Here is a 24,460-nt window from a genome sequence, read left to right on the forward strand (position 1 = left end):
GGTGGGTTCGACGATCAGCTGCTGCTGTGGCGGCGCACGCCGGACTCACCCAGGCTGACCTGCGCGGCCACGCTGCCCTGGGCGGCGAATACCACCAGGTGATCGGCGGCGACGCGAATGCCTACCTGTTGCCCCGGTGCGTGGTCGGCGTGGCTGGGGAAGATCGCCTCCAGCTGGGTGCCGGTGGGTAGCTGCAGGCGGTACAGGGTGGCGGCGCCGAGGAAGGTCTTGCCGACGATCTGCGCCTGCAGGTCGCTGTCCGGTGCATACACGATGTCGTCCGGGCGCAGCAGCACGTCCACCGCGCTGCCGGGCGCCAGGGTGTAGGCGCGGTTGCCGCGGATGCTGCCCAGCTCGGTCTGCACCGTGTCCGGGCTCTGCAGCTGGCCGCGGATGAAATAGCCCTGGCCGACGAAGCTGGCGACGAAGGGCGTCAGCGGCTCGTGGTACAGGTTGTAAGGCGTGTCCCACTGCTGCAGCCGGCCTTCGTGGAAGACCCCGACATGGTCGCTGACGGCGAAGGCCTCTTCCTGGTCGTGGGTAACCAGGATGGCGCTGGTGCCGCGCGCCTTGAGGATGTCGCGCACCTCATGGCTGAGGCGCCGGCGCAGCTCGCCATCGAGGTTGGAGAAGGGCTCGTCGAGCAGCAGCAGTTGCGGCTCCGGTGCCAGCGCGCGGGCCAGGGCCACGCGTTGCTGCTGGCCACCGGACAGCTCGTGGGGGAAGCGCTTGCCCAACTGGCTGAGCTTGACCAGCTCCAGCAGCTCGGCGGTGATCTTGTCGCGCTGCGGGTGTTTGCGGATGCCGAAGGCCACGTTGTCCGCCACCGACAGATGGGGGAACAGGGCGTAGTCCTGGAACACCATGCCGATGCGGCGTTTCTCCGGGGCCAGGGTGAAACCGGCGCGGGAAATCACTTCGCCGCCCAGCTCGATCTCGCCCTGCAGCACCGTCTCGAAACCGGCGATGGCGCGCAGGGTGGTGGTCTTGCCGCAGCCCGAGGGGCCGAGCAGGCAGCCGATGTCGCCGGCGTTCAGGTGCAGGTCGAGCGACTGCACGATGCGGTGCTCGTGGTAACCGCAGGCCAGGTCGCGCAGCGACAGCAGCAGTTCGCTCATGCCGGGCGGCAACCCGGGGCGACCAGCATTTCCATCAGCGCCTTCTGTGCATGCAGGCGGTTCTCGGCCTGCTGCCAGGCCAGCGAGCGCGGATCGTCGAGCAGATCTTCGCTGATCTCCTCGCCACGGTGGGCGGGCAGGCAGTGCAGGAAGATCACGCTCGGGTCGGCGGCGTCCAGCAGGGCGCGGTTGACCTGGTAGCGGGCGAACAGCTTGAGGCGCTTGGCGCTTTCCTCTTCCTGGCCCATGGAAGTCCACACGTCGGTGCTGACCAGGTGGGCGCCGGCCACCGCTTCCTTCGGGTCGCGGACGATGCGCACGCGGTCGCCGGCGGCCTTGAGGAACTCGGCCTTCGGCTCGTAACCCTCGGGGCAGGCGATGCGCAGCTGGAAGTCGAACTGCACGGCGGCTTCCAGATAGGTGTTGCACATGTTGTTGCCGTCGCCGACCCAGGCCACGGTCTTGCCCTTGATGCTGCCGCGGGCCTCCTCGAAGGTCTGCATATCGGCCAGCAGCTGGCAGGGGTGCAGGTCGTCGGACAGGCCGTTGATCACCGGCACGCTGCTGTGCGCGGCGAACTCGGTGAGGTTGCTGTGGGCGTAGGTACGGATCATCACCACGTCGAGCATGCTGGACATGACGATGGCGGTGTCGCCGATCGGCTCGCCACGGCCCAGCTGGGTATCGCGCGGGGAGAGGAAGATGGCCTGGCCGCCGAGCTGGATCATGCCGGCTTCGAAGGACAGGCGGGTACGGGTGGAGGCCTTCTCGAAGATCATGCCCAGCACCCGGCTCTTCAGCGGCTCGAACAGCACGCCGCGTCGGCGCAGGTCCTTCAGCTCGATGGCTCGACGAATCAGGCCGCTCAGTTCCAGCGGGCTGAAGTCCATCAACGAGAGAAAGTGCCTGGCGCTCATCTTGTTCACTACCTTAATTCGACAACTGTCGCGGCCCCGTTTTTCAGGGGAAAAGCAGCCCACACAGCGGCTGGAGCCGCGAGAGGGCGACAAATGGGGGAGGCGCGATCTTATAAGGAAAGGACGCACTGGAGCAAATTAGCCCCGGTTGGCAGGTTTTCCGGATGTACCGGCGGCTCGGGCGGGGCTGAATCGGCGGCTATGATGCTCGTCGATTCATGAGGCTGAGAACCCTGGCCAAGCCCGGCTTCAGCCGCCATAGTCAGGTCCATGCGACTAGACCGGTCGTCTCGATCAGAACAACAGAGGCTAGGCCATGACCAAGACCCTCCATCACCGTGCTTGTCACCTGTGTGAGGCCATCTGCGGCCTGACCATCGAAACCGAAGACCACGACGACGGCAGCCGCCAGATCCTGTCGATCAAGGGCGACGCCCTGGACACGTTCAGTCGTGGCCATATCTGCCCCAAGGCGGTGGCTCTGCAGGACATCCAGAACGACCTGGACCGGGTGCGTCAGCCGCTGCGCAAGGTCAATGGCCAGTGGCAACCGATTGCCTGGGACGAGGCCTTCGAGCTGGTCGCCGAACGTTTCTCGGCTATCCAGGCCGAGCACGGCAAGAACGCCGTGGCCGTGTACCAGGGCAACCCCAGCGTGCACAACTACGGGCTGATGACCCACAGCAACTACTTCCTCGGCCAGCTGAAGACGCGCAACCGCTTCTCCGCCACCTCGGTGGACCAGCTGCCGCACCATCTGACCAGCTACCTGATGTACGGCCACGGCCTGCTGCTGCCGATCCCGGACATCGACCACACCCAGTTCATGCTGATCCTCGGCGGCAACCCGCTGGCCTCCAACGGCAGCATCATGACCGTGCCCGACGTGGAGAAGCGCCTGAAAGCGCTCAAGGCCCGTGGTGGCAAGCTGGTGGTGGTCGACCCGCGGCGCAGCGAGACGGCGGCCATGGCCGACCAGCACATCTTCGTGCGCCCGGGTAATGACGCGGCGCTGCTGCTCGGCCTGCTCAACACCCTGTTCGACGAGGGCCTGACCCGTGATGGCCCGTTGCCGGTCCATGGCCTGGATCAGGTGAAGGAGGCCGTGGCCCCATTCACCGCCGAAGTCATGAGCTCCCGCTGCGGCGTGCCGGCCGAGGACATCCGCCAGCTGGCCCGCGACTTCGCCGCCGCCGAGTCGGCGGTGTGCTACGGGCGCATGGGTGTTTCCACCCAGGCCTACGGCAGCCTGTGCCACTGGCTGATCCAGCTGATCAACCTGGTCACCGGCAACCTCGACCGGGTTGGCGGCACCCTGTGCACCAGCCCGGCGCTGGACCTGGTGGCGACTACCTCTGGCGGTCATTTCAATGTCTGGCAGAGCCGCGTTTCCGGCCTGCCGGAATACGGTGGCGAGCTGCCGGTGGCGGCCCTGGCCGAGGAAATGCTCACCCCCGGCGAAGGACAGATCCGCGCGCTGGTCACCGTGGCTGGTAACCCGGTGCTGTCCACGCCCAACGGTCGCCAGCTGGAACAGGCGCTGGACGGCCTGGACTTCATGGTCTCGGTTGATCTGTACATCAACGAGACCACCCGCCACGCCGACCTGATCCTGCCGCCCACCGCACCGCTGGAACACGATCATTACGACACCACCTTCAACGTGTTCGCCGTGCGCAACGTCACTCGCTTCAACGAGCCGGTGCTGGCCAAACCGGAAGGCGCGCTGGACGACTGGGAGATCTTCGTCGGTCTGGCCAAGGCCTTCGCCGCCAAGCAGGGCACCGAGCTCAAGCCGACCATGCCGCCGCAGCAGATGATCGACATGGGCCTGCGCTTCGGCCCCTATGGCGACAAGTCCGAGCACAAGCTCAGCCTGGCCACCCTGCGCGACGCCCCGCACGGCATCGACCTGGGGCCGCTGCAGCCGAACCTGGCGGCGCGGCTGAGGACCGAATCGAAAGCCATCGAGGCCGCGCCCGAGCTGCTGGTGGCGGATCTCGCGCGCTTCGCCGCCCAGCCGCTGCCGGCCGAGGGCGAGCTGGTGCTGATCGGCCGCCGCCACGTGCGCAGCAACAATTCCTGGATGCACAACTACCAGCGTCTGGTGAAGGGCAAACCGCGCCATCAGCTGCTGATGCACCCGCAGGATATGGCCGGCAGAGGGCTGAGTGACGGCCAGCGCGTGCGCGTGCAGTCGCGGGTCGGCGAGATCGAAGTCGAGGCAGTGGCCAGCGACGAGATGATGCCCGGCGTGGTCAGCCTGCCGCATGGCTGGGGCCATGCGCGGCCTGGCGTGCAGATGGGCATCGCCAGCGCCCAGCCGGGCGCCAGCGCCAACGACCTGACCGACGACCGCCAGCTGGACGCGGTGTCCGGCAACGCGGCGCTGAACGGGGTGCCTGTGCGGGTGGAAGCCGCCTAGCGCTTGCGGGTCAGAGATGAACGCCGTAGCGGGCGTAGATCTCTTCGATGATGCCGCGCTGCTTGAGCTGGACGATCGCCGCGTCCAGCTTGTTCAGCCAGGCCGCATGCCTCGGGTGGACGCGCATGCTCACGTCGTATGAGCTGATCACATCGCCGATCTCGAGGCGGCGGTACTCCGGCACTTCGCGCCTGTGGTACTGGGCGATGGCCTTGTTGACGATGATCTGATCGAAGCGCGATTTGGCCAGCATGCTCAGCAGCTGCTGTTCGTTCAGGCCATTGCGCCGATCGATCTGCCCCGAGGTCACCAGCGCCGCCAGCTCGGGATAGGCGTAGCCGCGCACCATGCCCACCGATTTGCCGCGCAGGTCCTCAGGCTGCTTGACCGGAAAGGCCTTGTGCGGGGCGAACGCCAGCACGTCGACCACCTTGCCGAACGGCACCGAGAACACGCCCGGTGTCGCCTGGTTCTGCACCCAGCCGGGATAGACGCCGGGCTCGATGTCCAGTTGCCCTTCGTTGAACAGCAGGCCGATGCGCGGGTAGGGGTAGTACTGCACGTCGAAGCGATCGCCAGTGAGCTTGGCCAGTTCATCGAGGATGTCCTGGTAGATGCCGCGCCTGCCGTTCTCGATCATCATCGGCGGATAATCGTAGAAGCCCACCCGGAAGGTCTCGGCGACAGTGCCTTGCGCGCAGCCGCACAGGCACAACATGGCCATCGCCTTGATCAGCCACTTCACTGCATCGTCCTCGACTCCCGCCGTCGCCTGCCACCCAGTCTAGCCATCCGGCGGCTCGCCAGGGAGTGGCGCGCCATCCCCGGGCCCGCTGCTGGGTTTTTGGTTGTGGATTATCGCTGCCGTGTGGACAGGTCTGTTTGCTTTGTGGCTATCTGGGGCAATATTCCAATAACGTTTTCAAGTTCGTCACTGCGCTGATCCAAGCGCTACAGGGGATGTCATGGACAACGAAGGCTTGCTCATTGAGATTCGCGATTTGCTGGCAGAGCAGAACAAGCTCATGACACGTATTGCAGAGATGAATGAGCGAGCCATGGCGCAAAACACCAAAAGTCTGGAGTACGCGGCCAATGCTGATTCCTTTGTTGCAAAGAGCAAGCGACAGAATGGGGCGATTATTTGGGTGTTTGTAGCTTTCATGGCAGTCGCCCTAGCCTTGATATGGCATGGCCAAAGTTCAACGCTCAAGCTGCTAGGGCTCTAGCAGGCCATCTAAGCGCAACAAGTACATTCGCACATAGCGCCTGAGAGTCCATTTCAGCGGCCGGCCGCTGAGCTCTGCCGTTAGGTAGCACATGACCAGCAGTGGCTTGATCTCCGCCAACAAGCTCTCCGCCGCCGACCTGAGAACCAACCCGATATGGCGCTTCCGCACAGATGCGGAGGGTGGCGAGGAAGTGGATGAATCGCACGTAGCTCCACACAACGAGCCACTCGCTCTCGGCACGTTTGGAAGCTACCTAGTCGCTGCAACCTATCGCCTCAAAAACGGCGCCACTCTGCCTGGGGCTGTTCAGGTCGACGTTTTGGGTGAAAAAGCGTACTTCACACCTGCCGTTGTGTACGCACGAGAAAGATCGGTTGATCCGTTAGACCGCGACGCAGAGCGGCGACTTTCTAGAATCACTAAGATGTCGGACGCTAAACCCATGCGCTGGGAACTGGCGGTCACCTTCCACGATGAGAGTCAAACACGGCGCGGGCGTATTGCACGGTCGACATATGGCATCGCACTTCTGCTGCTGGCGCGTCTGGTTTTCCTAAGGTTCAGCAGGTGAAAGCGTTGAAAACGCGACATTGCCATTCCGTCAAAAGGACCGCCCCCAGGCTGCGCTTCTGGATTTTTGCTCAATCGCCTCAACTCGTTCCCCATCTCTTCTAGGTGAAAGCATGGTTACGGATAAGCCGTTTCATACCAGTCGTTGGCCAAAGTCGATCACACATGCCGACCAATACGAGTCGGGAACCACGCTTAGCCTCAGTTGGGATCTAGGTGATATCTCTGATTCAGAGAAGAAAAGGGTTATTGCCGCTTGGGTAAAGGCGCTGCCCTCGCTTTCCCACCTCACACATCTGCGCGTGTGGTCGCGCGTGACTCAGCCTCTTTTTGACGCGATTTGCGAGCTAAGCAACCTTCAAGTGCTTCAGATCAAGTGGAGCAACGTCTGCCGTTTGGATGCGATCAGGAACTTATCCGCCCTCAAGGCACTGTCGATTGGCAGTTCAACCCAGGTCGAATCAATTGCTCCGCTGACTGCGCTGCAATCCCTGGAGCTTCTCGAAATTGAGAACTTCAAATTGATCACGGATTTTTCGCCCTTGGTTGACCTTCGCTCACTTCGTCACTTGTCCGTCTCAGGCAGTATGTGGAGCAAGCAAGCCGCAGCCAGCCTCGAGCCGTTTGGGCAGATGACTTGGCTATCCTCGCTCTGCGTTGATACGTCCAACGTGAAGTCCCTGCGGGCTCTTGAGCCGCTCGCCAACCTGAAGAGCTTAGGCATTGGTGGGCGCCTTCCTTATGATGAGTACGCTTGGCTATCGGCGAAGCTTCCGAACACCGAATGTCAGTGGTTCCAGCCGTACCTCGATCTATCTGAATCTGGTTACTCTCCATGCGCTTCCTGCGGAGAGAAGTCCATGGTTATGGTTACTGGCAAAGGGAAACCAGTCCTTTGTCGTCATTGCGACGATGCCAAGCTCACGAAGCATGTAGGTCTTTTTGAGCAAGCCCGCGCTGCGGCGGGTGGTTGAATCATCGTGCAATCGGAATTGCAGATTCTTTCGGTTACAATCGAGCCATCCCGCCCGGCGCTGGTCCGGGGAAGTTCAGACGAGGTGAGTCGTGGATATTATCGATACCATCAAAGAGCAGATCGCCAACAACACCATCCTGCTGTACATGAAAGGCTCGCCGAACGCGCCGCAGTGCGGTTTCTCCTCCCGCGCCGCGCAGGTGGTGATGGCCTGCGGCGAGAAGTTCGCCTACGTGGACATCCTGCAGAACCCGGAAATCCGCGCCAACCTGCCCAAGTACGCCAACTGGCCGACCTTCCCGCAGCTGTGGGTGGCCGGTGAGCTGGTCGGCGGCAGCGACATCATGACCGAGATGTTCGAGAAGGGTGAGCTGCAGACCCTGATCAAGGACGCCGCCGAGAAGGCCAAGGCCGAATAAGCCGAGTCGCTTCAGAAAAAGCCGATGCCCCTGCATCGGCTTTTTTGTGCCCGCGGGATCTACAGCAGGCGCACCTGCGATGGAGCAGGCGGCAGGCCGCAGCCGGTCTGCCCGGCCGGCTCCAGGTAGGGCGTAAGGATCGGCGCCATGCCCTTGAGCACCTGCACCGGCAGCGCCGAGGTGAAGCGGAAACCTTCCGCCGCCTGCCCCGGGACGAAGGCGGTGAGGGTGCCGAAGTGGCGCGGGCCCAGGTAAAAGACGAAGGTCGCCGTGCGATTCATCGCCCGCGAACTCAGCACATGGCCGCCGCGGGTGGTGCTCTCGATACGGTTGTCGCCGGTGCCGGTCTTGCCGCCGAGCACCAGCGGGGTGCCGTCGGCCAGCTGGAAGCTGCCATGAAGGCGCCGAGCGGTGCCGGCCTCGACCACCTGGGACAGGGCGCCACGCAGCGCCGCCGCCACTTCCGAGGGCAGTACCCGCTCGCCACGCTGGCTGTTCTGCTGCAGCAGCGTCTCGTAGGGCGTGTCAGCGGCGAAATGTAGGCGGTCGATGCGCACGCTGGGCTGGCGGATGCCATCGTTCTGGATGATGCCCATCAGCTCCGCCAGCGCCGCCGGGCGGTCGCCGGAGCTACCGATGGCGGTGGCCAGCGATGGCACCAGGTGTTCGAACGGATAGCCCAGGCGCTGCCAGCGCTGGTGGATATCGAGGAAGGCCTCGACTTCCAGCAGGGTGCGGATGCGGCTGTCGCGGGCGCTCTTGTGGCGGGTCTTGAATAGCCAGCCGTAGACCTCCTGGCGTTCCTCGGCGCTGGCCGCCACGGCGTCCTTGAAGGTCGCCTGCGGCTGTTCGATCAGGTAGCCCAGCAGCCACAGCTCCAGCGGGTGCACCCGGGCGATGTAGCCCTGATCCGGCAGGCTCCAGGCGCCGGGGCCGTAGTCCAGGTACAGGCTGTGCAGCTTCTTCTCGGTCAGCTTCTCGGTCTTGACGTTGGCGTGGGCGCGGACGAACGCGGCGAAGGTCGCCTCGTCCACCTCCGGCATCAGGTAGCGGTGCACGGCGGCCAGGCGCACCGCGGTGGGGCGCAGGCCCTCGAGGAAGGTGTCCAGACGCTCCTGGGCGCTCTGCCCCTGGTATTTGCGCCAGAAACGCAGGAGGAAGGTGGTGCCCTCGCGGTCGGCGAAGCGCTTCAGGTAGCCCTCGCGCAGCGGGTGCTTGTCGTCCTGCAGCAGGGCGGCGCTGCTGCTCTCGCCGTGGTAGGTGCTGTAGCGCACCAGGTCGCGCAGCAGGCGAATGAAGGGCAGGTTGATCGACTCGCGCAGGGCCTCGCGCAGAGTGGGGATGCGCGCGTTGTCCTCGCGCTTGAAGTTGCCGAAGGTGTGCGCGCCGCCGCCGGTGAAGAAGGTCTCGTAGGGGCTGGCCGAATACTTGCGCTCCAGCGCCGCCTCCAGGGTGTCGCGCAGGTTCTGCTCGGGCTTGGCGATCAGCTGGTCGAGCATCCAGCGGCTCAGGTGATCCTGCGGCGCCACCTCGATCTTGCGTAGCGCCTCGGGGCTCTGCCCGGCGTAGCGGGCATGCAGCTCGGCGATCACCTCCAGGTAGGTGGTCAGCACCCGCAGCTTGGCGGTGGAACCCAGTTCCAGCTTGCTGCCCTCGTTGATGTCGAAGGGCTGGTCGGTGCTGTCGGTCTGTACCCGCACCCGCGCGCCGTCCGGGCTGCGTTCGAACAGGGTGAAGCTGTAGCGCACGTCGGCGGTCTTTTCCGGTGACAGCAGGCGCTCGCCGTACAGGCCGATCTGCCCGGCGAACTCGGGGTCGGCCAGACGCCGCAGGTAGGCGCTGACCTGGTCCTGCAGCGGGCCGTTGAGGGTGCTGCTGGCGGCCAGGTCGAGGCGGTCGAGGTCGTACAGCGGCATGTTGAGCAGGCTGGACAGGCGCGAGCGGGCCACGCTGATGCCCTTGTTGCCCTGCACCGGCTGGATCGCCGGGTGCTGTTCCAGGTCGCGGAAGCGCAGCTTCTGCGCCAGCGCCGCGTCGCGCAGGGCCCAGCTGATCACGCCACCGTTGGCCAGCACGCGGATATGGCTATCGGTCAGCGCCTCCAGCTCCTTGCGGCCCTGGGCCAGGTAATAGGAGGGGCGGCGCTGGGCGATCATCAGCGCCAGCACCTGGCGCAGCGCCAGGCCGCGCTCGGCGCTGCTGGCCACCGGCGTGCGCGCCGGGTCGAGCAGGGCGTTGACCCGCGCGAAGTCGGCACCGAACCAAACCCGCAGGCCATCGGCCAGGCCGTGCACCTCGCCGTGGCCGGGGGCGGCGGAGAGCGGCACGCTGTTGAGGTAGTCGCGCACTATCTGCTGGCGCGCGGCAAAGGTTTCCGGTCCCGCCCGATAGGCGCGCACGCTGGCGGAGATCATCTGCCGCAGCTTCTCCATGGCCGAGAGGGTCAGGCCGTCCGGCGAGTGACGGTATTTCTCCAGCTGGGTGGCCAGGGTGCTACCGCCGGCCGACTGTTCCTGGATGGCGAAGCTCTTGCCCACCTGCGACAGCGCCGCCTTGGCGAAGCGCGGCCAGTCCACCGCCGGGTTGGCGCGCGGCTGGTCCTGGTCGAGCAGGTGGCGGTTCTCGATGAACAGCAGGCTGTTCACCACCAGCGGCGGAATGTCGGCGAAGCTCGGATACAGCTGCTGCGGGTATTGGAACAGGTACAGCGGCTCGCCACGGCAATCGCTGATGGCCAGACCGGCCTGCACCTTCTCGCTGAACGGTGGGAAGAAGCCGTGTTCGCCATAGGCCAGCAGGGCCGGCGACTGCTGGACCTGGGCGGTGATCAGGAAATGCCGCTGCTGCAGACGCTCCAGCAGCAGCGGCAGGTGGGCGTAGCCCAGGCGCTTGTCGAACGGCCCGTCGGCCGGGAAGGCGATGTCTTCGCTGGGGCCGGGCTGCAGGCTGTAGCCCAGCTCGCTGGCGTACTGGCTGAACTGGCGGGCCTGGAAATAGGCGGTTTCGATCTCGCGATGGACGGCCAGGCCGAGCAGCACGACCACGCCCAGCAGGCTCACCCAGAACAGAGTTTTCAGCTTGCGTCGGCGAGGCGGGGGATTCTGGGTGTAAAGCGCTTCCGGGTCGCTCACGGGGAGCGCAGTCTGGGGTGCGTCCGATTGCCAAAGTGCGCCCATGATCGACTGGCCTGGATGCCTGCTCTTGTTTCAAGCGTAGTTCGCCGCGGGGCGCCGCACGGCTTTTTATCGCCCGTTGCAGAGCGCTTTCTGCTCTGCGGCGGCTGTTCGTCGGCTGGCGCGAACGGGCAGCGGCGCGCCGCGGTCAACCCTGCTTGACTGTCGCGGCAACCCCCTCAAGGAGAACGACCATGGACAAGGGTTCCAGCCTGATTCCCTGCGTGCTGTATCGCGACGCCCCGGCCGCCATCGCCTGGCTGGGCGAGGTCTTTGGTCTGCGCGAGCAGCTGCGCGTGCCGGGCGAGGACGGCAGCATCCACCACGCCCAGCTGCTGCACGGCAACGGCATGCTGATGCTCGGCACCCTGCGCGACGGCGAATACGCCGGCAACCTGCGCGATCCGCGCCAGATCGGCGGCAATACCCAGGGCATCTACCTGCTGCTGGAGGATGTCGACGGCGCCTACGCCCGGGTGCAGCGCGCCGGCGGCGAGATCCTCATTCCGATCAAGGACGAGGAATACGGCGGCCGCGGCTTCACCTGCCGCGACCTGGAAGGCCAGCTGTGGAGCGTGGGCAGCTACGATCCCTGGAGCGAATAAGCCTTCAGGTGCGGCGCTGGCGGTCTTCCGCGTAGCGGCGCAGCACCCACTGCCCGGCCGGGCGGGCGAACAGCTGGTCGAGGAAAGCCTGGGTCTCCTGGCCATGGCCGGCGATATGTTCCCAGGGCGTGCCGGCCGGGGTGAACAGTGGGCCGTACAGTGAAGCGGCGGCCACATCGGCCAGGCTCAGCTGGTCGCCGACCAGGTAGCGCGCCGGGTCGCCGCCGGTCAGCTGTTCGATCAGGTCGAGGCCTGCCAGCAGCTCTTCGCGGGACTTGGCCACCCGGTCCGGGCGGATGCCGTAGAGCTTCTTCACACCGTCGATCAGCAGCGGCTTCATCAAGTCGCGCAGACCGAACCAGGGCCGGTAGACCTTGAGCATGGCGTGCATCACCGTGCTCCAGTCCTCGATCTGGCCGTAAAGCCAGCGGCGCACGTGTACGCCGAGGCGGTCGAAGCGTTCTTCCAGCTCCATGATCTGCGCGCGCTGCTCGGCGTCCTGCGGCAGCAGCGGTTGCTCGGGGTAGCGCTGCTCCAGGTGCAGGGCGATGGCGGTGGAATCGCCCACCACCTGCTCGCCGTCACGCAGGATCGGCAGGGTGACGATATTGGCCAGGCGCTTGCTCTGCAGGCGGTGGAAGCCCGGGAAGAGGTTGTCCACGCGGTAGTCGAGGCCCTTGTGGTCCAGGTGCCAGCGGGTCTTCTCGCAGTAGTGGGAGATCGGGAACTGGTACAGGGTGCGCATGGGCGGCGGCCTTTCGCGGGAGGAAGGGCCGCAGTGTAATGAAGCCTCAGCTGACTACGAAGTCGCGCTCGGCGCGAAGCTGTCGGCCCGCGCCATCGCCCACATGCGCCGGTAGAACTCGCCGTCGATACGGCCATCGAGCAGCTCGCCTGGCTTGAGGAACACGTGCAGCTGCGAGTACAGCTTGATCTCGCTGGCCGACATGCGCCGCACCAGGTGCTTGGCCTCGATCTGCGAGGGGTGGCTGAGGCCGGCGGCGGCGATCATCTCGGCCAGGCCCATCATGGTGTTGCGGTGGAAGTTGTGCACGCGCTGGGCCTTGTCCGGCACCACCAGGGCGCGCTGGCGCAGGCGGTCCTGGGTGGCCACGCCGGTCGGGCACTTGTTGGTGTGGCAGGACTGCGACTGAATGCAGCCGATGGCGAACATGAAGCCGCGCGCCGAGTTGGCCCAGTCGGCGCCCAGGGCCATGACGCTGGCGATGTCGAAGGCGCTGACGATCTTGCCGCTGGCGCCGAGGCGGATCTTGTCGCGCAGATTGATGCCGACCAGGGTGTTGTGCACCAGCAGCAGGCCCTCGCGCAGCGGCACGCCGATATGATCGGTGAATTCCAGCGGCGCCGCGCCGGTGCCGCCTTCCTTGCCGTCGATAACGATGAAGTCGGGCAGGATGCCGGTCTGCAGCATGGCCTTGGCGATGCTCATGAATTCCCAGGGGTGGCCCAGGCACAGCTTGAAACCCACCGGCTTGCCGCCGGACAGCTCGCGCAACTGCGCGATGAACTGCAGCAGCTCGATCGGCGTTGCGAAGGCGCTGTGGCGCGCCGGCGAGATGCAGTCCTGGCCCATGGGCACGCCGCGGGTCAGGGAGATTTCCTCGGTCACCTTGTGCTTGGGCAGGATGCCGCCGTGGCCGGGCTTGGCGCCCTGCGACAGCTTGATCTCGATCATCTTCACCTGGGCGCTGGCGGCTTGTTCGGCGAAGCGCGCGGGGTCGAAACGACCGTCCTCGCCGCGGCAGCCGAAGTAGCCGCTACCCAGCTCCCACACCAGGTCGCCGCCATGTTCGCGGTGGTAGGGGCTGATGCTGCCCTCGCCGGTGTCGTGGTAGAAGCCGCCGAGCTGGGCGCCCTGGTTGAGCGCGCGGATGGCGTTGGCGCTGAGCGAGCCGAAACTCATCGCCGAGATATTGAACACCGAGGCCGAGTAGGGCTGCGTGCACTGCGGTCCGCCGACGCTGACGCGGAAGGTGGCGGGGTCGCAGTGGTCGGCCGGCAGCATGGAGTGGCCGATAAACTCGAAGCCGCTCTGGTACACGTCGCTCAGGGTGCCGAACGGCTTGTCGGCGCCCTCGTTCTTGGCCCGCGCATACACCAGCGAACGCTGGGCGCGGGAGAACGGCAGCTTGTCTCCATCGGCCTCCAGCAGGTATTGGCGGATCTCCGGGCGGATGCTCTCCACCAGGTAGCGGATGTTGCCGAGAATCGGGTAGTTGCGCCGCACCGCCTGGCGCGTCTGCAGCAGGTCGTTGATGCCGACCAGGCTGAGCACGCCGCCGAGCAGGGTCAGCGCCCACAGCCACTCATGGGCGCCGACAAAGGGCAGGCTGAGCAGGGTGAACAGCACGCAGAACGCGAAGAAGGCATAGCGGTTCAGCAGCGACAGACTCATGGGGCTTCCTTATGGCGGGTGCGGCCAGGCAAGGGTAGCGTCAGCGGCGCCGTCCTGCCGCCTCGCTTCAACCGCGTGCGGCGCTGACCCCGGCCAGGGTGGCGAAGGAGGTGTCCTTGGCGGTCAGCAGGAAGTCGCGCATGAACGGCGCATCGAGCATGTCGCTGCGGATGCCGGCCTGCAGGGTGGCGAACAGGCCGCGCTCGCCCAGGCGCTTGGCGGTGACGTAGCCGCGCGAGCTGTATTCATGCAGCGCCCAGTTGGGCAGGCTGCACACGCCGCGGCCGCTGGCCACCAGCTGCATCATCATCACCGTCAGCTCCGAGGTGCGCACCTGTGCCGGTTCCACGTCGGCCGGCTCGAGGAAGCGGGTGAAGATGTCCAGGCGGTCGCGCTCCACCGGGTAGGTGATCAGGGTTTCCTTCTCCAGGTCCTCGGCGACGATGTAGGAGCGGCTGGCCAGCGGGTGCTGGTTGGCTACCGCCAACTGCGCCTCGTAGGTGAACAGCGGCACGTAGGTGATGCCGGGCAGGTCCACCGGGTCGGACGTCACCACCAGGTCCAGGTCGCCACGGGCCAGGGCCGGCAGCGGGGCGAAGGAGAAGCCCGAGGCCAGGTCCAGCTCCACTTCTGGCCAGGCGTCGCGGAACTGGTCGATGGTCGGCATCAGCCACTGGAAGCAGCTGTGGCATTCGATGGCCATATGCAGGCGCCCTGCAGTGCCGCCGGCCAGGCGCGCCATATCGCGCTCCGCCGCGCGCAGCTGCGGCAACAGGCTGTCGGCCAGCTGCAGCAGGCGTAAGCCGGCGCTGGTGAAGCGCACCGGCTTGGTCTTGCGCACGAACAGCTGCATGCCCAGGCGCTCCTCCAGTTCCTTGAACTGGTGGGACAGGGCCGACTGGGTCAGGTGCAGGCGCTCGGCGGCCTCCACCAGGCTGTCGGTCTCGCGCAGGGCGTGCAGGGTCTTGAGGTGGCGCAATTCCAACATGAGCGAATCTCAATGAATGAAACTTGTGATCATCACGAATAGGTTGAGTTTGTCTCATGATGCCTTCGCTGTCGAGAATGAGCGCCATTGACGAACACTGGAGATGGACAGATGGCATTGGCACACAACCTCGGCTTTCCGCGCATCGGTCGCGACCGCGAGCTGAAGAAGGCCCTGGAGGCCTACTGGAAGGGCGAGCTGGACGAGACCGGCCTGCGCGCCGTGGGTCGCGAACTGCGCGCCGCGCACTGGCAGCTGCAGAAGGACGCCGGCATCGAGCTGTTGCCGGTCGGCGACTTTGCCTGGTACGACCAGGTGCTGACCCACTCGCTGACCTTCGGCGTGATCCCCGAACGCTTCCACAGCCATGGCGGCAAGCCGACTTTGGACACCTTGTTTGGTATGGCGCGGGGCGTTACGCATAACAGCTGCTGCGGCGGTGCCCATGCGCAAGAGATGACCAAATGGTTCGATACCAACTACCACTACCTGGTCCCCGAATTCTCCGTTGATCAGCAGTTCGCCCTGAGCTGGGAGCAGCTGTTCGAGGAAGTGGAGGAGGGCAAGGCCCTGGGCCACAACCTCAAGCCGGTGCTGATCGGCCCGCTGACCTACCTGTGGCTGGGCAAGGAGAAGGGCGGTGACTTCGATCGTCTCGACCTGCTCGAACGTCTGCTGCCGGTCTACGGCGAGATTTTCCAGCGTCTGGCCGCCCAGGGCATCGAGTGGGTGCAGATCGACGAGCCGATCCTCGCCCTCGATCTGCCGCAGGCCTGGAAGAACGCCTTCGAGCGTGCCTACAACCTGCTGCAGAAGGAGCCGGGCAAGAAGCTGATCGCCACCTACTTCGCCGGCCTGGAAGACAACCTCGGCCTGGCCGCCAGCCTGCCGGTAGATGGCCTGCACATCGACCTGGTGCGCGCGCCGGAGCAGTTCCCGGCCATCCTCGATCGCCTGCCTTCATACAAGGTGTTGTCGCTGGGCGTGGTCAACGGCCGCAACATCTGGCGTACCGATCTGCAGGCTGCGCTGGTCGTGCTGCAGCAGGCCCATGAGCGCCTGGGCTCGCGGCTGTGGGTGGCGCCTAGCTGCTCGCTGCTGCACAGCCCGGTCGACCTGGGCCGCGAAGACCAGCTGGATGCCGAGCTGAAGAGCTGGCTGGCCTTCGCCGTGCAGAAGTGCCGGGAGGTCGCCGTGCTGGCCCAGGCCCTGCGCGAGCCGCAGGCTGCCGAGGTGCAGGCAGCACTGGCCGCGAGCCGCGCGGTGCAGGCCAGTCGGGCGCAGTCGCCGCGTATCCACAAGCCGGCCGTGCAGGCGCGTCTGGCTGCCATCAGTGCCGCCGACAGCCAGCGCCAGTCGCCGTTCGCCGAGCGCATCGCCAAGCAGCGCGCGCTGCTCGATCTGCCGCCGTTCCCCACCACTACCATCGGCTCCTTCCCGCAGACCTCGGCGATCCGCCTGGCGCGCCAGTCGTTCAAGGCCGGCAAGCTGTCGGCGGCCGAATACACCGAGGCCATGCACAGCGAGATTCGCCATGCGGTGAGCATCCAGGAGCAGCTGGGCCTGGACGTGCTGGTGCATGGAGAAGCGGAACGCAACGATATGGTCGAATACTTCGCCGAGCAGCTCGACGGTTACGCCTTCACCCGCTTCGGCTGGGTGCAGAGCTACGGTTCGCGCTGCGTGAAACCGGCGCTGATCTATGGCGACCTGTCGCGCCCACGGGCCATGACCGTGTCCTGGATCGAGTACGCCCAGCGCTGCACCGACAAGCTGATGAAGGGCATGCTGACCGGCCCGGTGACGATGCTGATGTGGTCCTTCCCGCGTGACGACATCTCCCGCGAGCAGCAGGCACGCCAGTTGGCGCTGGCCATCCGCGACGAGGTGATCGACCTGGAAGCCGCCGGCATCAAGATCATCCAGATCGACGAGGCGGCCTTCCGCGAGGGCCTGCCGCTGCGCCGCGCCCAGTGGCAGCAGTATCTCGCCTGGGCCACCGAGGCCTTCCGCCTGACCGCCAGCGGGGTGCGCGACGAGACGCAGATCCACACCCACATGTGCTACAGCGAGTTCAACGACGTGATCGAGTCCATCGCCGCCATGGACGCCGACGTGATCACCATCGAGACCTCACGCTCGGACATGGAGCTGCTGGACGCCTTCGAGCGCTTCGAGTACCCCAACGAGATCGGCCCCGGCGTGTACGACATCCACTCGCCACGGGTGCCGGACAGTGCCGAGATGGTCCGCCTGATGCGCAAGGCCGCGCAGCGCGTGCCGGCCGAGCGGCTGTGGGTCAACCCGGACTGCGGCCTGAAGACCCGCGCCTGGGCGGAGACCGAAGCGGCGCTGGTGAACATGGTGGCCGCGGCACGGCAGCTGCGGGCGGAGCTGGCGTAGAACTCCCCTCTCCCTATGGGAGAGGGGCAGGGGTGAGGGACTTCCAGGCAACTCGCGGTATTTCCCTCACTCCTCATCCCTCTCCCAGGGAGGAGGGACTAGACCGCCACCAGGCTCAACAGATAGCCGTCGAACTCGGCGAAGCGCCCATCCAGCTCGCTGCCGCGTGGCCAGTCGGCGTGCAGGTCGAGCAGCAGGCGCAGGCGGGCCTGCTCACCGCAGACTTCCAGCAGCTCCGCGTCGTGGAAGTAGAAGCGGGTCAGCACCAGCGGGTAGAGGGCCTTGAACAGGCTCTCCTTGAGCGAGAAGGTCAGGGTGACCAGGCGGGCGAAGGCCTGCTGGTCCAGGCCCGCGGTGCGCTCCATTTCGGCGGCGGTGAGAATCTCGCCGGCCAGCTTGGCCGCGCGCTCGGCGCTCAGCTGTTTCTCCAGGTCCAGGCCCAGGCCTTGCCAATCCTGGCGCGAAGCGACCATGGCGGCCGCCTGGCCGGCACCGTGGGTGATCGAACCGACCACACCGGCCGGCCAGATCGGCACGCCGTCCTCGTCGCGCCCGGGCACCAGCGCTTGGCCGCACAGCTGGCGCAGGGCCTCGCGGGCGCACAGACGGCCGGCCAGGTATTCGCCCTGGCGCTTGGCCACGCCGCGCACCGGCTCGATGGCGCAACGCGGGAAGTCCTCGGCGGCCAGGCGCGCAGGATCGAAGCTGGCGCGCACCAGGCGGGCGCCGGGCAGCTGCAGCGGCGCGGGCTCCAGCAGCAGCTGGCAGAAGGGCGGGATGTGCGAATTCATGGCCGGCATTCTGCCGTGGCCGGGGTGGCCGGGCCAGCCGTTTACATTTCTTTGCACGGCGATAACGAAGCGCTACAGAGCAAGCGCTTGTTTTTGGTAAGAATGCGCCATGCGTTCCCTATGAACGCTGGTGAGGTTGCAGCCACGGCAGGCCTGTCGCCACCGTGGTTTTACTCTACTGATCGAGTGCGGGAGTCCTTCGGGACTCCCGTTTTTTTTGCTCAGAAAACCTGTTTCAGCAACTGCTGCATATCGGCCCAGGAGCGCTGGTCAGCCTCTTTCTGGTAGCCGAGGTCCAGGCCATGGCCCTTGTGCGCATCGGCGTCCGGGTTGCTGAAACCGTGCTTGGCGCCGGGCAGCTCGACGAAGCGGTAGTCGGCGCCGGCCTGGTCCATCTCGGTCTTGAACGCGGCGATCTGCTCCGGCGTGATGAAGCTGTCCGCCGCGCCATGCTCCACCAGGACCTTGGCCTTGACGCTGCCGGGCTTGGCCGGGGTGTCGGTGACCAGCGCGCCGTGGAAGCTCACCACGGCTGCCAGCGGCAGGCCCTGGCGGGCCATGTCCAGCACCACGCGGCCACCGAAGCAGTAGCCGATGGCGGCGATCCGCTGGGCGTCGGTCTGCGGCTGCGCCTTGAGCAGGTCCAGCCCGGCCTGGAAGCGCGCACGCGGCGTGGCCGGGTCGGCCATCACCGCCTGCATGAAGGTACCGGCATCCTTGGGATGCTGGGTGTGCTTGCCGTCGCCATACATGTCCACGGCCAGGGCGCTGTAGCCGAGGGCGGCGAGGTCGCGGGCGCGGCGCTTGGCGTAATCATTCAGGCCCCACCACTCATGCACCACGATCACCCCGGGGCGCTTGCCCTCGATGGCGTCGTCCCAGGCGTGGTAGCCGATCAGGCGCGTGCCGTCGGCGCTGGTGTAGGAAATCTCCTGGGTCTGCACGGCGGCCAGGGCGAGGGGGCTGCAACACAGCAGCAGAGCGGTCAGCAGGGTGCGCATGGGAATCTCCTGAAAGGTGGGTAAGGGGCAAGCCTAGCCAGCCCGGATCGGTTATGCATGTTCACCTGTTTGGGCAGCTCAACGCCGCTCGCGCTTGGCCTTGATCATGTAGACGAAGGCCCCGCTGCAGGCGCCGAACAGTACCAGGCCGAAGATGCCGAACAGGGGGTTGCCGGCGACCAGGAGCAGCACACTGCCGGCGCAGAACAGTAGCGAGACGATCAACAGCAGCCACAGGGTGAGGCTGTTGTGGCTGGCCGCAGAGTTGCGATAACCCTCCCTGAGGGTCAGGCGCTCGCTGCTCGGTGGGCAGTCTTTGAGCAGCTCACGCGACTTGAGCACGAACCACAGCAGCATCAGCGGAAAGGCGAGCGCTGCCAGCCACCACAGGCGAAACACCACCAGCAGCACGATCAGCGGCAGCGAGACCTTGTAGTAGAGCATGATGAAGTTGCGTAGGGCGTCGCGGGTGGCCGGGTCGCGAATGATGCGCCCCTTGCCGAGTACGCCCCAGGGATAGAACACAGTTTCGCCGTTGCTGTCCTGCTTGAAGACGGCATCGGCGAGTCCTTCGAAGTAGCCCATGAGCGGTTCCTTATGCGTGGGGTTGAGAGGGTGGGGTAATGCCCATCGAGACGTAGATGCTGGTGAACCTGTCCATGCCCATCTCCGCCGGCTTGACCCATTCCACCGGCACGTAGAGCAGGCCGCCGCCCACCGGCACCGGCGCGGTGGGCACCAGGATGGCGTGATAGGCGCGGCCGTCGATCTCGATCGGCTGCGGGTTGGGCAGCAGGGCCAGCACGGCAGTGCCGTCGCCACCGAAGAAGCACCAGACCGGGCTCATGGCCGCCAGGTCGGCATCCTCCTTCTTGTCGAGCAGGCCGACGAAGCGGTCGGCCAGGCCATACAACGGGCCGATCAGAGGGATGCGCCGCAGGGTGTAGCCGAACAGCCGGCTCAGCGGGCCCTTGAGGCCGAGCTGCACGGCCAGGCCAAGCGGGTAGAGCGCCACCAGCAGCACCAGGGTGCCGAGCAGCCAGGCCAGTTCCTGGCTGCTGACAAAGGGCTGGCCGAGCTCGGCGAACAGTTTGCCGACCATGCTGGAGGGGCCGACCAGGCCATTCAGCAGGCTCACCACCCAACCCAGCAGGGCCAGCGACAGGGCCAGCGGCAGCAGGGCGAGCACGCCGGCCAGCCAGGTGGTGGCGATGGAGTGAAAGCTGTTCTTGAACATGGCGGGAGTCCGTGGCGAAGGCACGCCAAGGCTATTGCAAAGCGCCGCTCTTGTGCAGGGCGGCGATCGCAGTCCTGGCTCAAGGCGCATGCGTCAGCGCGGCGTTGGCCCTGCGCACGAAGCGCCAATGCACTATCCACAGCACAATCGCCAACGCGCCGGCCGCCGAGCCCAACTGGTGAGGAACCAGCGAGACGACCTGCGCCGCGCACCAGCCCCAACCGCTCACCAGCCCTGCATCGCGCGGCAACTTCAGCCGCTCGTTATGTCTTACTTCTTCACGCAGCGAGGCGGCGACGTTGGCGACGATGAAGAAGTCCTCGATGAAGTTGTACGGCAGCAGGAACATTAGCCACACACTGCGCGGCCGCGCCTTGCGCGCCTCGGGGCGAACCAGTGCCAGCGCGCGCTGCAGATCGCGACAGTAGAGCGCCACCAGGATCAGGAACAGCAGCACCGCGATCAGGCTGCCGACCGTGCCGAGCATCTCCACTTCCTTGAGGATGCCGCCACCTGATTCTGGATGCAGGAAGGGATAGGCCAGGCCATAGGCGATGGGTAGGCTGAGGGCGATCTTGATGAGCAACAGCATGGCTCTGGGCAAGGATCAGGTCTCCACCGCGCGGCGAGCGGACTCCAGCACCGCCGTTGCCACCTCGCCAGGGGCCGGCCACTCCGTACAGGCGATGGTCTGTTCATCCAGGAACAGCTGCGCAGCAAGGAGCACCGCCGCCGTGGTCCGCACCCCCTCCAGGGAATGCCACGCAGCGATGTCGATAGGAGCCTTCGCCTTGGCGACCGCGTCCACCACATGGCGAGCGTCCTCGAGGAAGCTCGTTCCTCTCACGGCTTGAGCGGCCGCGAGCGACAGGCCGAATGCCGCAGCCTGGGTACACAGCCTCGGGTTCGCAGGGTTGCTCAGGATCAGGCTTTCAATATCTTCCAGCGACGCAAGGGCCGCCGCGGGGCCGAAGATGTCGAGAGTCGCTTGTGCACTCATGGCTAGAGCAAGTCTCGTAGTTCGCTGGAGGTGACCACCGTGGCGTACTCGCCGTTGAGGTTTGCCAGAGCCATCGCGTGTACGTCCTCGGCGTTACGCATAACGCCGTTGTAGTCGGCTTTGGCGAAGGCGAACGTCGCATCGGCAGCGACGTATGTAGCGAAGCCAAGGTTGCCAGCCGTACGAGCCGTAGCCTCGACCGAGTTGTTGGTGCTGACACCCACGATCGCAACGGCCTCGATACCTCTGGTGCGAAGCCAGCGCTCGAGCCCGGAGTTGATGAATGCATCCGGGACATTCTTCTCAACCACATGCTCGGCATCCAGTGGCTGCAGCTGCTCCTGGAACTCGACGCCAGATTGCCCAGGCCAGAACGGAGAGCCCGGTGTACGCGAGATATGACGCACATGCACAACAGGCGCCTTCGCCTCCCGCCATGCCTTGAGCGTCGTAGCGATTGCCTGCTCCGCTTGGGGATTGTTGCGAGAGCCTGCGGAAGGCTCCTGCATGCCGCGCTGCATATCAATGATGATCAGGGCTGGTATGTGCATGAGTTAGTGGGCCCTTACGATTAATCTAAGGGGCCGGCTTTAGCTGGTCCCGAGTGAGCAGAGCGAACAGCTTGAACCAGTTGTTAGGGCTGGCTCGGAATTCGTTTGTACACTGATTGTGAATTCTCTGACTCATCATGCAGGTGGAGCTGGTCTTTTTTAAGGCCAAGAATTTTTAGTTGAAATGGCGGAAATTCATTGTGGCGACCTGTAATTAATAATCGGCAATCTTTGACCTCCCAAGCTGCACCGAAAATCTCTGGCCTATGGTGAATCCATGAGCTGAAATCGTTTGAGCCAGAGTATGTCGCGAGTGAGAACTCCTCGAAAAACCCTTGGTCTCCTGCTCTACTCCAAGCTCCTAAAATATCTTTTTCTGAAACTGAACAGCTTTCAGCATGTAACGTAGTGCTTATTGCAGCTAGTAGGAGCAAAAGTGTACGGATTATTTTCATATGCCCTGACGATTAAGCTAAGGGGCCGGCTTTAGCCATTCCCAGCGAACGAAGTGAGCGCTTTGAGCGCATTGTTAGGAGCTTACGCAGGTGCATCGGGTGCTCCTAGTTTTGGAGAGTTTTGGGTTAGGCCAAGCATTGCTTCATGCAGTGTGTCTTGGTTGCACCAATACTGCTCTATGGTTCCGGGTGTGACGGCAGATTTATAAGTAGATGATTTTGATTGGCGCTTGAGCATATTTTGTGCTCGAAAAGCCGGTTTGGGCTAACTCGATATCTAAGATCAATTGCTCCTCCGCTGTGTGAGGAGGAGTGCTCAATGGCCGAATTTATTTTGGCAAGATCATCAGCGGTTACTGGTCTAACTCTAAATTCCATGATGACGTTCCGCTATGAGTGCCTAACGTTTGGTTAAGGGGCCGGCTTTAGCTGGTCCCGAGTGAGCAAAGCGAACGATTTGAACCATTTGTTAGGTGGCAGTACGCACAGCCCTTTCAATATGCGGGCGAAGTTGATTGGTAACTGCAAACCAAAGCATGCGCAAGTCGCTAGCTAGGCCCCAAAGTGGGCGGGTAGCAAATGGGCGATTTCCTTGAACCAAGGGATGGCTAGCTAGCGCAATGCCATAACCGATTGGGCCGAGGACTAGGAGCGCCCACCAAACCACAAAAAATGACGCCGCAATGCCTAGGAACAGGCCCAGAACAGTACCAATGTAGTGGCATACACGGGTAGCCGGTTTTGAGTGAGCGGCGAGGTATGCAAGCCAGTATTGATCAAAGCTTTCATAGGTCATCGAGAAACTCGCTGTGGTCTAAGAATTAAGCTAGCGGGCAGGAAAAAGCGTAGCTTTTGACCGTGCAACGAACGAAGTGAGCGATACTTGAGTGCATTGTTAGGTGCCTACAGTGGATAGTTGAAAAATTTCTTGAAGTAGCTGGCATAGCAGATTGTTGCTGATACTGCCAGGCCGGCACATAAGGCCAGTGATGGTATGTAGTCTTTAGCACTTGCTGGCATTCCGATGTGACCTGCCAAATATCCTGCCCCCATTGAGAATAGTAGTAGTGCCACTTTAGGGAGGTTTAGCGAGCGTGATATGAACGCTGAAAATCCAAAAATTATGCCGGCAATTGCTGATGGCAGAATGCTAAATATCCCAATAAATAGCGCAAACACAAAGGGCATGCCGACTACTGAGAATGCTCCTACCGCAGCTCCGGCGCCGGTTTTGGTAAGAATGCCAATGATGAAAAACCCAATTCCAATAATTAGTCCGTACAAAGCGACTGCCCCTACAGTCAGCACCATTGCCGTGATAAAAAATAGGAGGCTGTCGCGTGCTATTCCTTTAGCGTGGCTACTGAACATTTTTGGCACCTAACGTTTGGCTAAGGGGCGGCCGCAAGCTCTGCTTGCGGACGTCCCGAGTGAGCGGAGCGAACGACTTGAGCCAATTGTTAGACTAGCTGGTGCTGCCAGTGCAAGCGGCATAGCTTTTGGCGATGGTTGTTACTTGTTCTTTGGTGGTAAAGGTGGCGGGTGCATCACTAAATATGCGGGACTCACACATTTCACGATAATTGTTGAGCTTACTCAGGCAAGCGCTAACGCTAGAGCCGCCACTTTTTTGGAATTCAGCGTCATTGCAGAAGAATTCGGCCAACATGTTTGAGCCTGATTTTACCTCCTGCAGCGTTACCTCTGTTTTTTCTACTTTCTTGAGTAGCGCTTGATAGCTATCTACGGTGACGTTTTCTACTGCATAGTTTTTGTATGCGTAGTAACCGCCGGCGACCAGGATTATGAGGATGATGTACTTCATTTTCTTCCTTGAGGTTTGGGTGGATGAATCTCTGTTGTGGGCCTAACGTTTGGCTAAGGGGCGGCCGCGAGCGTAGCTTGCGGACGTCCAAGTGAGCGGAGCGAACGACTTGAGGCAATTGTTAGGCTCGGAGCTGAGCCGGACACTGCCGCTGAAAACCCCGCATTTGCTTTACCGCAATGGCCTTGCAGGCGGCGCGATGGCTGCAGCCATGAACTTAATCGGCTGCTTCTTTGTTGCGCATTTTTGAAGATGGCCTGCGAGCTTTCCATGCATTTACTTTCCTGATTGCTCTTGCTGCCTAACGATTAAGCTAAGGGGCCGGCTTCGCCGGTCCCAGCGAACGGAGTGAGCGCTT

At 63.9% G+C, this 24,460-nt stretch carries 25 protein-coding genes; 8 read left to right on the forward strand and 17 right to left on the reverse strand.

Annotated features, from left to right (window positions below):
• Positions 1–14 precede the first annotated feature (14 nt).
• Positions 15–1,118, reverse strand: coding sequence for an ABC transporter ATP-binding protein (locus OH686_RS19885; RefSeq protein ID WP_289534703.1), 1,104 nt, complete (start codon positions 1,116–1,118; stop codon positions 15–17).
• Positions 1,115–2,035: an ornithine carbamoyltransferase gene (gene argF, locus OH686_RS19890; RefSeq protein WP_289534705.1), complete on the reverse strand. Its 921-nt coding sequence runs from the start codon at positions 2,033–2,035 to the stop codon at positions 1,115–1,117. Before argF ends, OH686_RS19885 begins: the two co-directional genes overlap by 4 nt.
• A gap of 316 nt (positions 2,036–2,351) precedes the next feature.
• On the opposite strand from argF, the gene OH686_RS19895 reads away from it, so the two are divergent.
• Positions 2,352–4,460, forward strand: coding sequence for a molybdopterin oxidoreductase family protein (locus OH686_RS19895; RefSeq protein ID WP_289534706.1), 2,109 nt, complete (start codon positions 2,352–2,354; stop codon positions 4,458–4,460).
• A gap of 10 nt (positions 4,461–4,470) precedes the next feature.
• On the opposite strand, the gene OH686_RS19900 is transcribed toward OH686_RS19895, so the two are convergent.
• Positions 4,471–5,205 carry a substrate-binding periplasmic protein gene (locus OH686_RS19900; RefSeq protein ID WP_289534707.1) on the reverse strand — a complete coding sequence of 245 codons (735 nt, stop codon included), beginning with the start codon at positions 5,203–5,205 and terminating at the stop codon, positions 4,471–4,473.
• Positions 5,206–5,425: 220 nt separating this feature from the next.
• Here OH686_RS19900 and OH686_RS19905 point away from each other — a divergent pair, with 220 nt between their 5' ends.
• The 4 genes from OH686_RS19905 to grxD all read left to right on the forward strand — a co-directional run bounded on the left by OH686_RS19905 (position 5,426) and on the right by grxD (position 7,657).
• On the forward strand, positions 5,426–5,689 hold the full coding sequence (locus OH686_RS19905) for a hypothetical protein (protein WP_289534708.1): 264 nt from the start codon (positions 5,426–5,428) through the stop codon (positions 5,687–5,689).
• A gap of 91 nt (positions 5,690–5,780) precedes the next feature.
• Positions 5,781–6,263 (forward strand): hypothetical protein, encoded by a 483-nt coding sequence (locus tag OH686_RS19910; protein ID WP_289534709.1) that lies wholly within the window; start codon positions 5,781–5,783, stop codon positions 6,261–6,263.
• 112 nt (positions 6,264–6,375) lie between these two features.
• On the forward strand, positions 6,376–7,236 hold the full coding sequence (locus tag OH686_RS19915) for a leucine-rich repeat domain-containing protein (RefSeq protein ID WP_289534710.1): 861 nt from the start codon (positions 6,376–6,378) through the stop codon (positions 7,234–7,236).
• Between the two features lie 91 nt (positions 7,237–7,327).
• Positions 7,328–7,657: a Grx4 family monothiol glutaredoxin gene (gene grxD, locus OH686_RS19920; protein ID WP_137971558.1), complete on the forward strand. Its 330-nt coding sequence runs from the start codon at positions 7,328–7,330 to the stop codon at positions 7,655–7,657.
• A gap of 59 nt (positions 7,658–7,716) precedes the next feature.
• Here the strand turns inward: grxD and OH686_RS19925 are convergent, their stop codons facing one another.
• On the reverse strand, positions 7,717–10,833 hold the full coding sequence (locus OH686_RS19925; RefSeq protein ID WP_289534713.1) for a transglycosylase domain-containing protein: 3,117 nt from the start codon (positions 10,831–10,833) through the stop codon (positions 7,717–7,719).
• Between the two features lie 191 nt (positions 10,834–11,024).
• Here OH686_RS19925 and OH686_RS19930 point away from each other — a divergent pair, with 191 nt between their 5' ends.
• A complete protein-coding gene (locus OH686_RS19930) occupies positions 11,025–11,435 on the forward strand; it encodes a VOC family protein (protein ID WP_137971560.1) in 411 nt (136 codons plus the stop codon).
• A 4-nt stretch (positions 11,436–11,439) separates the two neighbouring features.
• On the opposite strand, the gene OH686_RS19935 is transcribed toward OH686_RS19930, so the two are convergent.
• The 3 genes from OH686_RS19935 to metR form a co-directional block, all read right to left on the reverse strand.
• Entirely contained in the window at positions 11,440–12,180 is a 741-nt protein-coding gene (locus tag OH686_RS19935; RefSeq protein WP_289534716.1) for a glutathione S-transferase family protein, read from the reverse strand.
• A 54-nt stretch (positions 12,181–12,234) separates the two neighbouring features.
• Entirely contained in the window at positions 12,235–13,851 is a 1,617-nt protein-coding gene (locus OH686_RS19940) for an FMN-binding glutamate synthase family protein (protein ID WP_289534718.1), read from the reverse strand.
• A gap of 67 nt (positions 13,852–13,918) precedes the next feature.
• A complete protein-coding gene (gene metR / locus OH686_RS19945) occupies positions 13,919–14,839 on the reverse strand; it encodes a transcriptional regulator MetR (RefSeq protein ID WP_137971563.1) in 921 nt (306 codons plus the stop codon).
• 111 nt (positions 14,840–14,950) lie between these two features.
• Here metR and metE point away from each other — a divergent pair, with 111 nt between their 5' ends.
• Positions 14,951–17,242 (forward strand): 5-methyltetrahydropteroyltriglutamate--homocysteine S-methyltransferase, encoded by a 2,292-nt coding sequence (gene metE / locus OH686_RS19950; RefSeq protein WP_289534719.1) that lies wholly within the window; start codon positions 14,951–14,953, stop codon positions 17,240–17,242.
• A gap of 98 nt (positions 17,243–17,340) precedes the next feature.
• On the opposite strand, the gene OH686_RS19955 is transcribed toward metE, so the two are convergent.
• The 10 genes from OH686_RS19955 to OH686_RS19995 all read right to left on the reverse strand — a co-directional run bounded on the left by OH686_RS19955 (position 17,341) and on the right by OH686_RS19995 (position 24,102).
• Entirely contained in the window at positions 17,341–18,033 is a 693-nt protein-coding gene (locus OH686_RS19955; protein ID WP_289534720.1) for a 4'-phosphopantetheinyl transferase family protein, read from the reverse strand.
• A 221-nt stretch (positions 18,034–18,254) separates the two neighbouring features.
• A complete protein-coding gene (locus OH686_RS19960; RefSeq protein ID WP_289534721.1) occupies positions 18,255–19,034 on the reverse strand; it encodes a dienelactone hydrolase family protein in 780 nt (259 codons plus the stop codon).
• A 78-nt stretch (positions 19,035–19,112) separates the two neighbouring features.
• Positions 19,113–19,619, reverse strand: a complete 507-nt coding sequence (locus tag OH686_RS19965; protein ID WP_289534722.1) for a hypothetical protein — start codon at positions 19,617–19,619, stop codon at positions 19,113–19,115.
• Between the two features lie 10 nt (positions 19,620–19,629).
• Positions 19,630–20,271: a DUF502 domain-containing protein gene (locus tag OH686_RS19970; RefSeq protein WP_289534724.1), complete on the reverse strand. Its 642-nt coding sequence runs from the start codon at positions 20,269–20,271 to the stop codon at positions 19,630–19,632.
• Positions 20,272–20,350: 79 nt separating this feature from the next.
• A complete protein-coding gene (locus OH686_RS19975) occupies positions 20,351–20,857 on the reverse strand; it encodes a hypothetical protein (RefSeq protein WP_289534725.1) in 507 nt (168 codons plus the stop codon).
• 21 nt (positions 20,858–20,878) lie between these two features.
• Complete coding sequence (locus OH686_RS19980; RefSeq protein WP_289534726.1) at positions 20,879–21,271, reverse strand: hypothetical protein; 393 nt, start codon at positions 21,269–21,271, stop codon at positions 20,879–20,881.
• Between the two features lie 2 nt (positions 21,272–21,273).
• Positions 21,274–21,822, reverse strand: a complete 549-nt coding sequence (locus OH686_RS19985) for a cysteine hydrolase family protein (protein ID WP_289534727.1) — start codon at positions 21,820–21,822, stop codon at positions 21,274–21,276.
• A gap of 924 nt (positions 21,823–22,746) precedes the next feature.
• On the reverse strand, positions 22,747–23,073 hold the full coding sequence (locus OH686_RS23245; protein WP_354005263.1) for a DUF962 domain-containing protein: 327 nt from the start codon (positions 23,071–23,073) through the stop codon (positions 22,747–22,749).
• A gap of 107 nt (positions 23,074–23,180) precedes the next feature.
• The gene (locus tag OH686_RS19990) at positions 23,181–23,648 is read right to left on the reverse strand and encodes a hypothetical protein (RefSeq protein WP_289534728.1); all 468 of its coding nucleotides are present in this window, start codon (positions 23,646–23,648) and stop codon (positions 23,181–23,183) included.
• Positions 23,649–23,742: 94 nt separating this feature from the next.
• Positions 23,743–24,102, reverse strand: coding sequence for a hypothetical protein (locus OH686_RS19995; RefSeq protein WP_289534729.1), 360 nt, complete (start codon positions 24,100–24,102; stop codon positions 23,743–23,745).
• Positions 24,103–24,193: 91 nt separating this feature from the next.
• Here OH686_RS19995 and OH686_RS20000 point away from each other — a divergent pair, with 91 nt between their 5' ends.
• Entirely contained in the window at positions 24,194–24,352 is a 159-nt protein-coding gene (locus OH686_RS20000) for a hypothetical protein (RefSeq protein ID WP_289534730.1), read from the forward strand.
• Positions 24,353–24,460 lie beyond the last annotated feature (108 nt).

Origin of the sequence: Pseudomonas sp. SO81 (assembly GCF_030374125.1) — a bacterium.
Taxonomy (GTDB): domain Bacteria; phylum Pseudomonadota; class Gammaproteobacteria; order Pseudomonadales; family Pseudomonadaceae; genus Aquipseudomonas.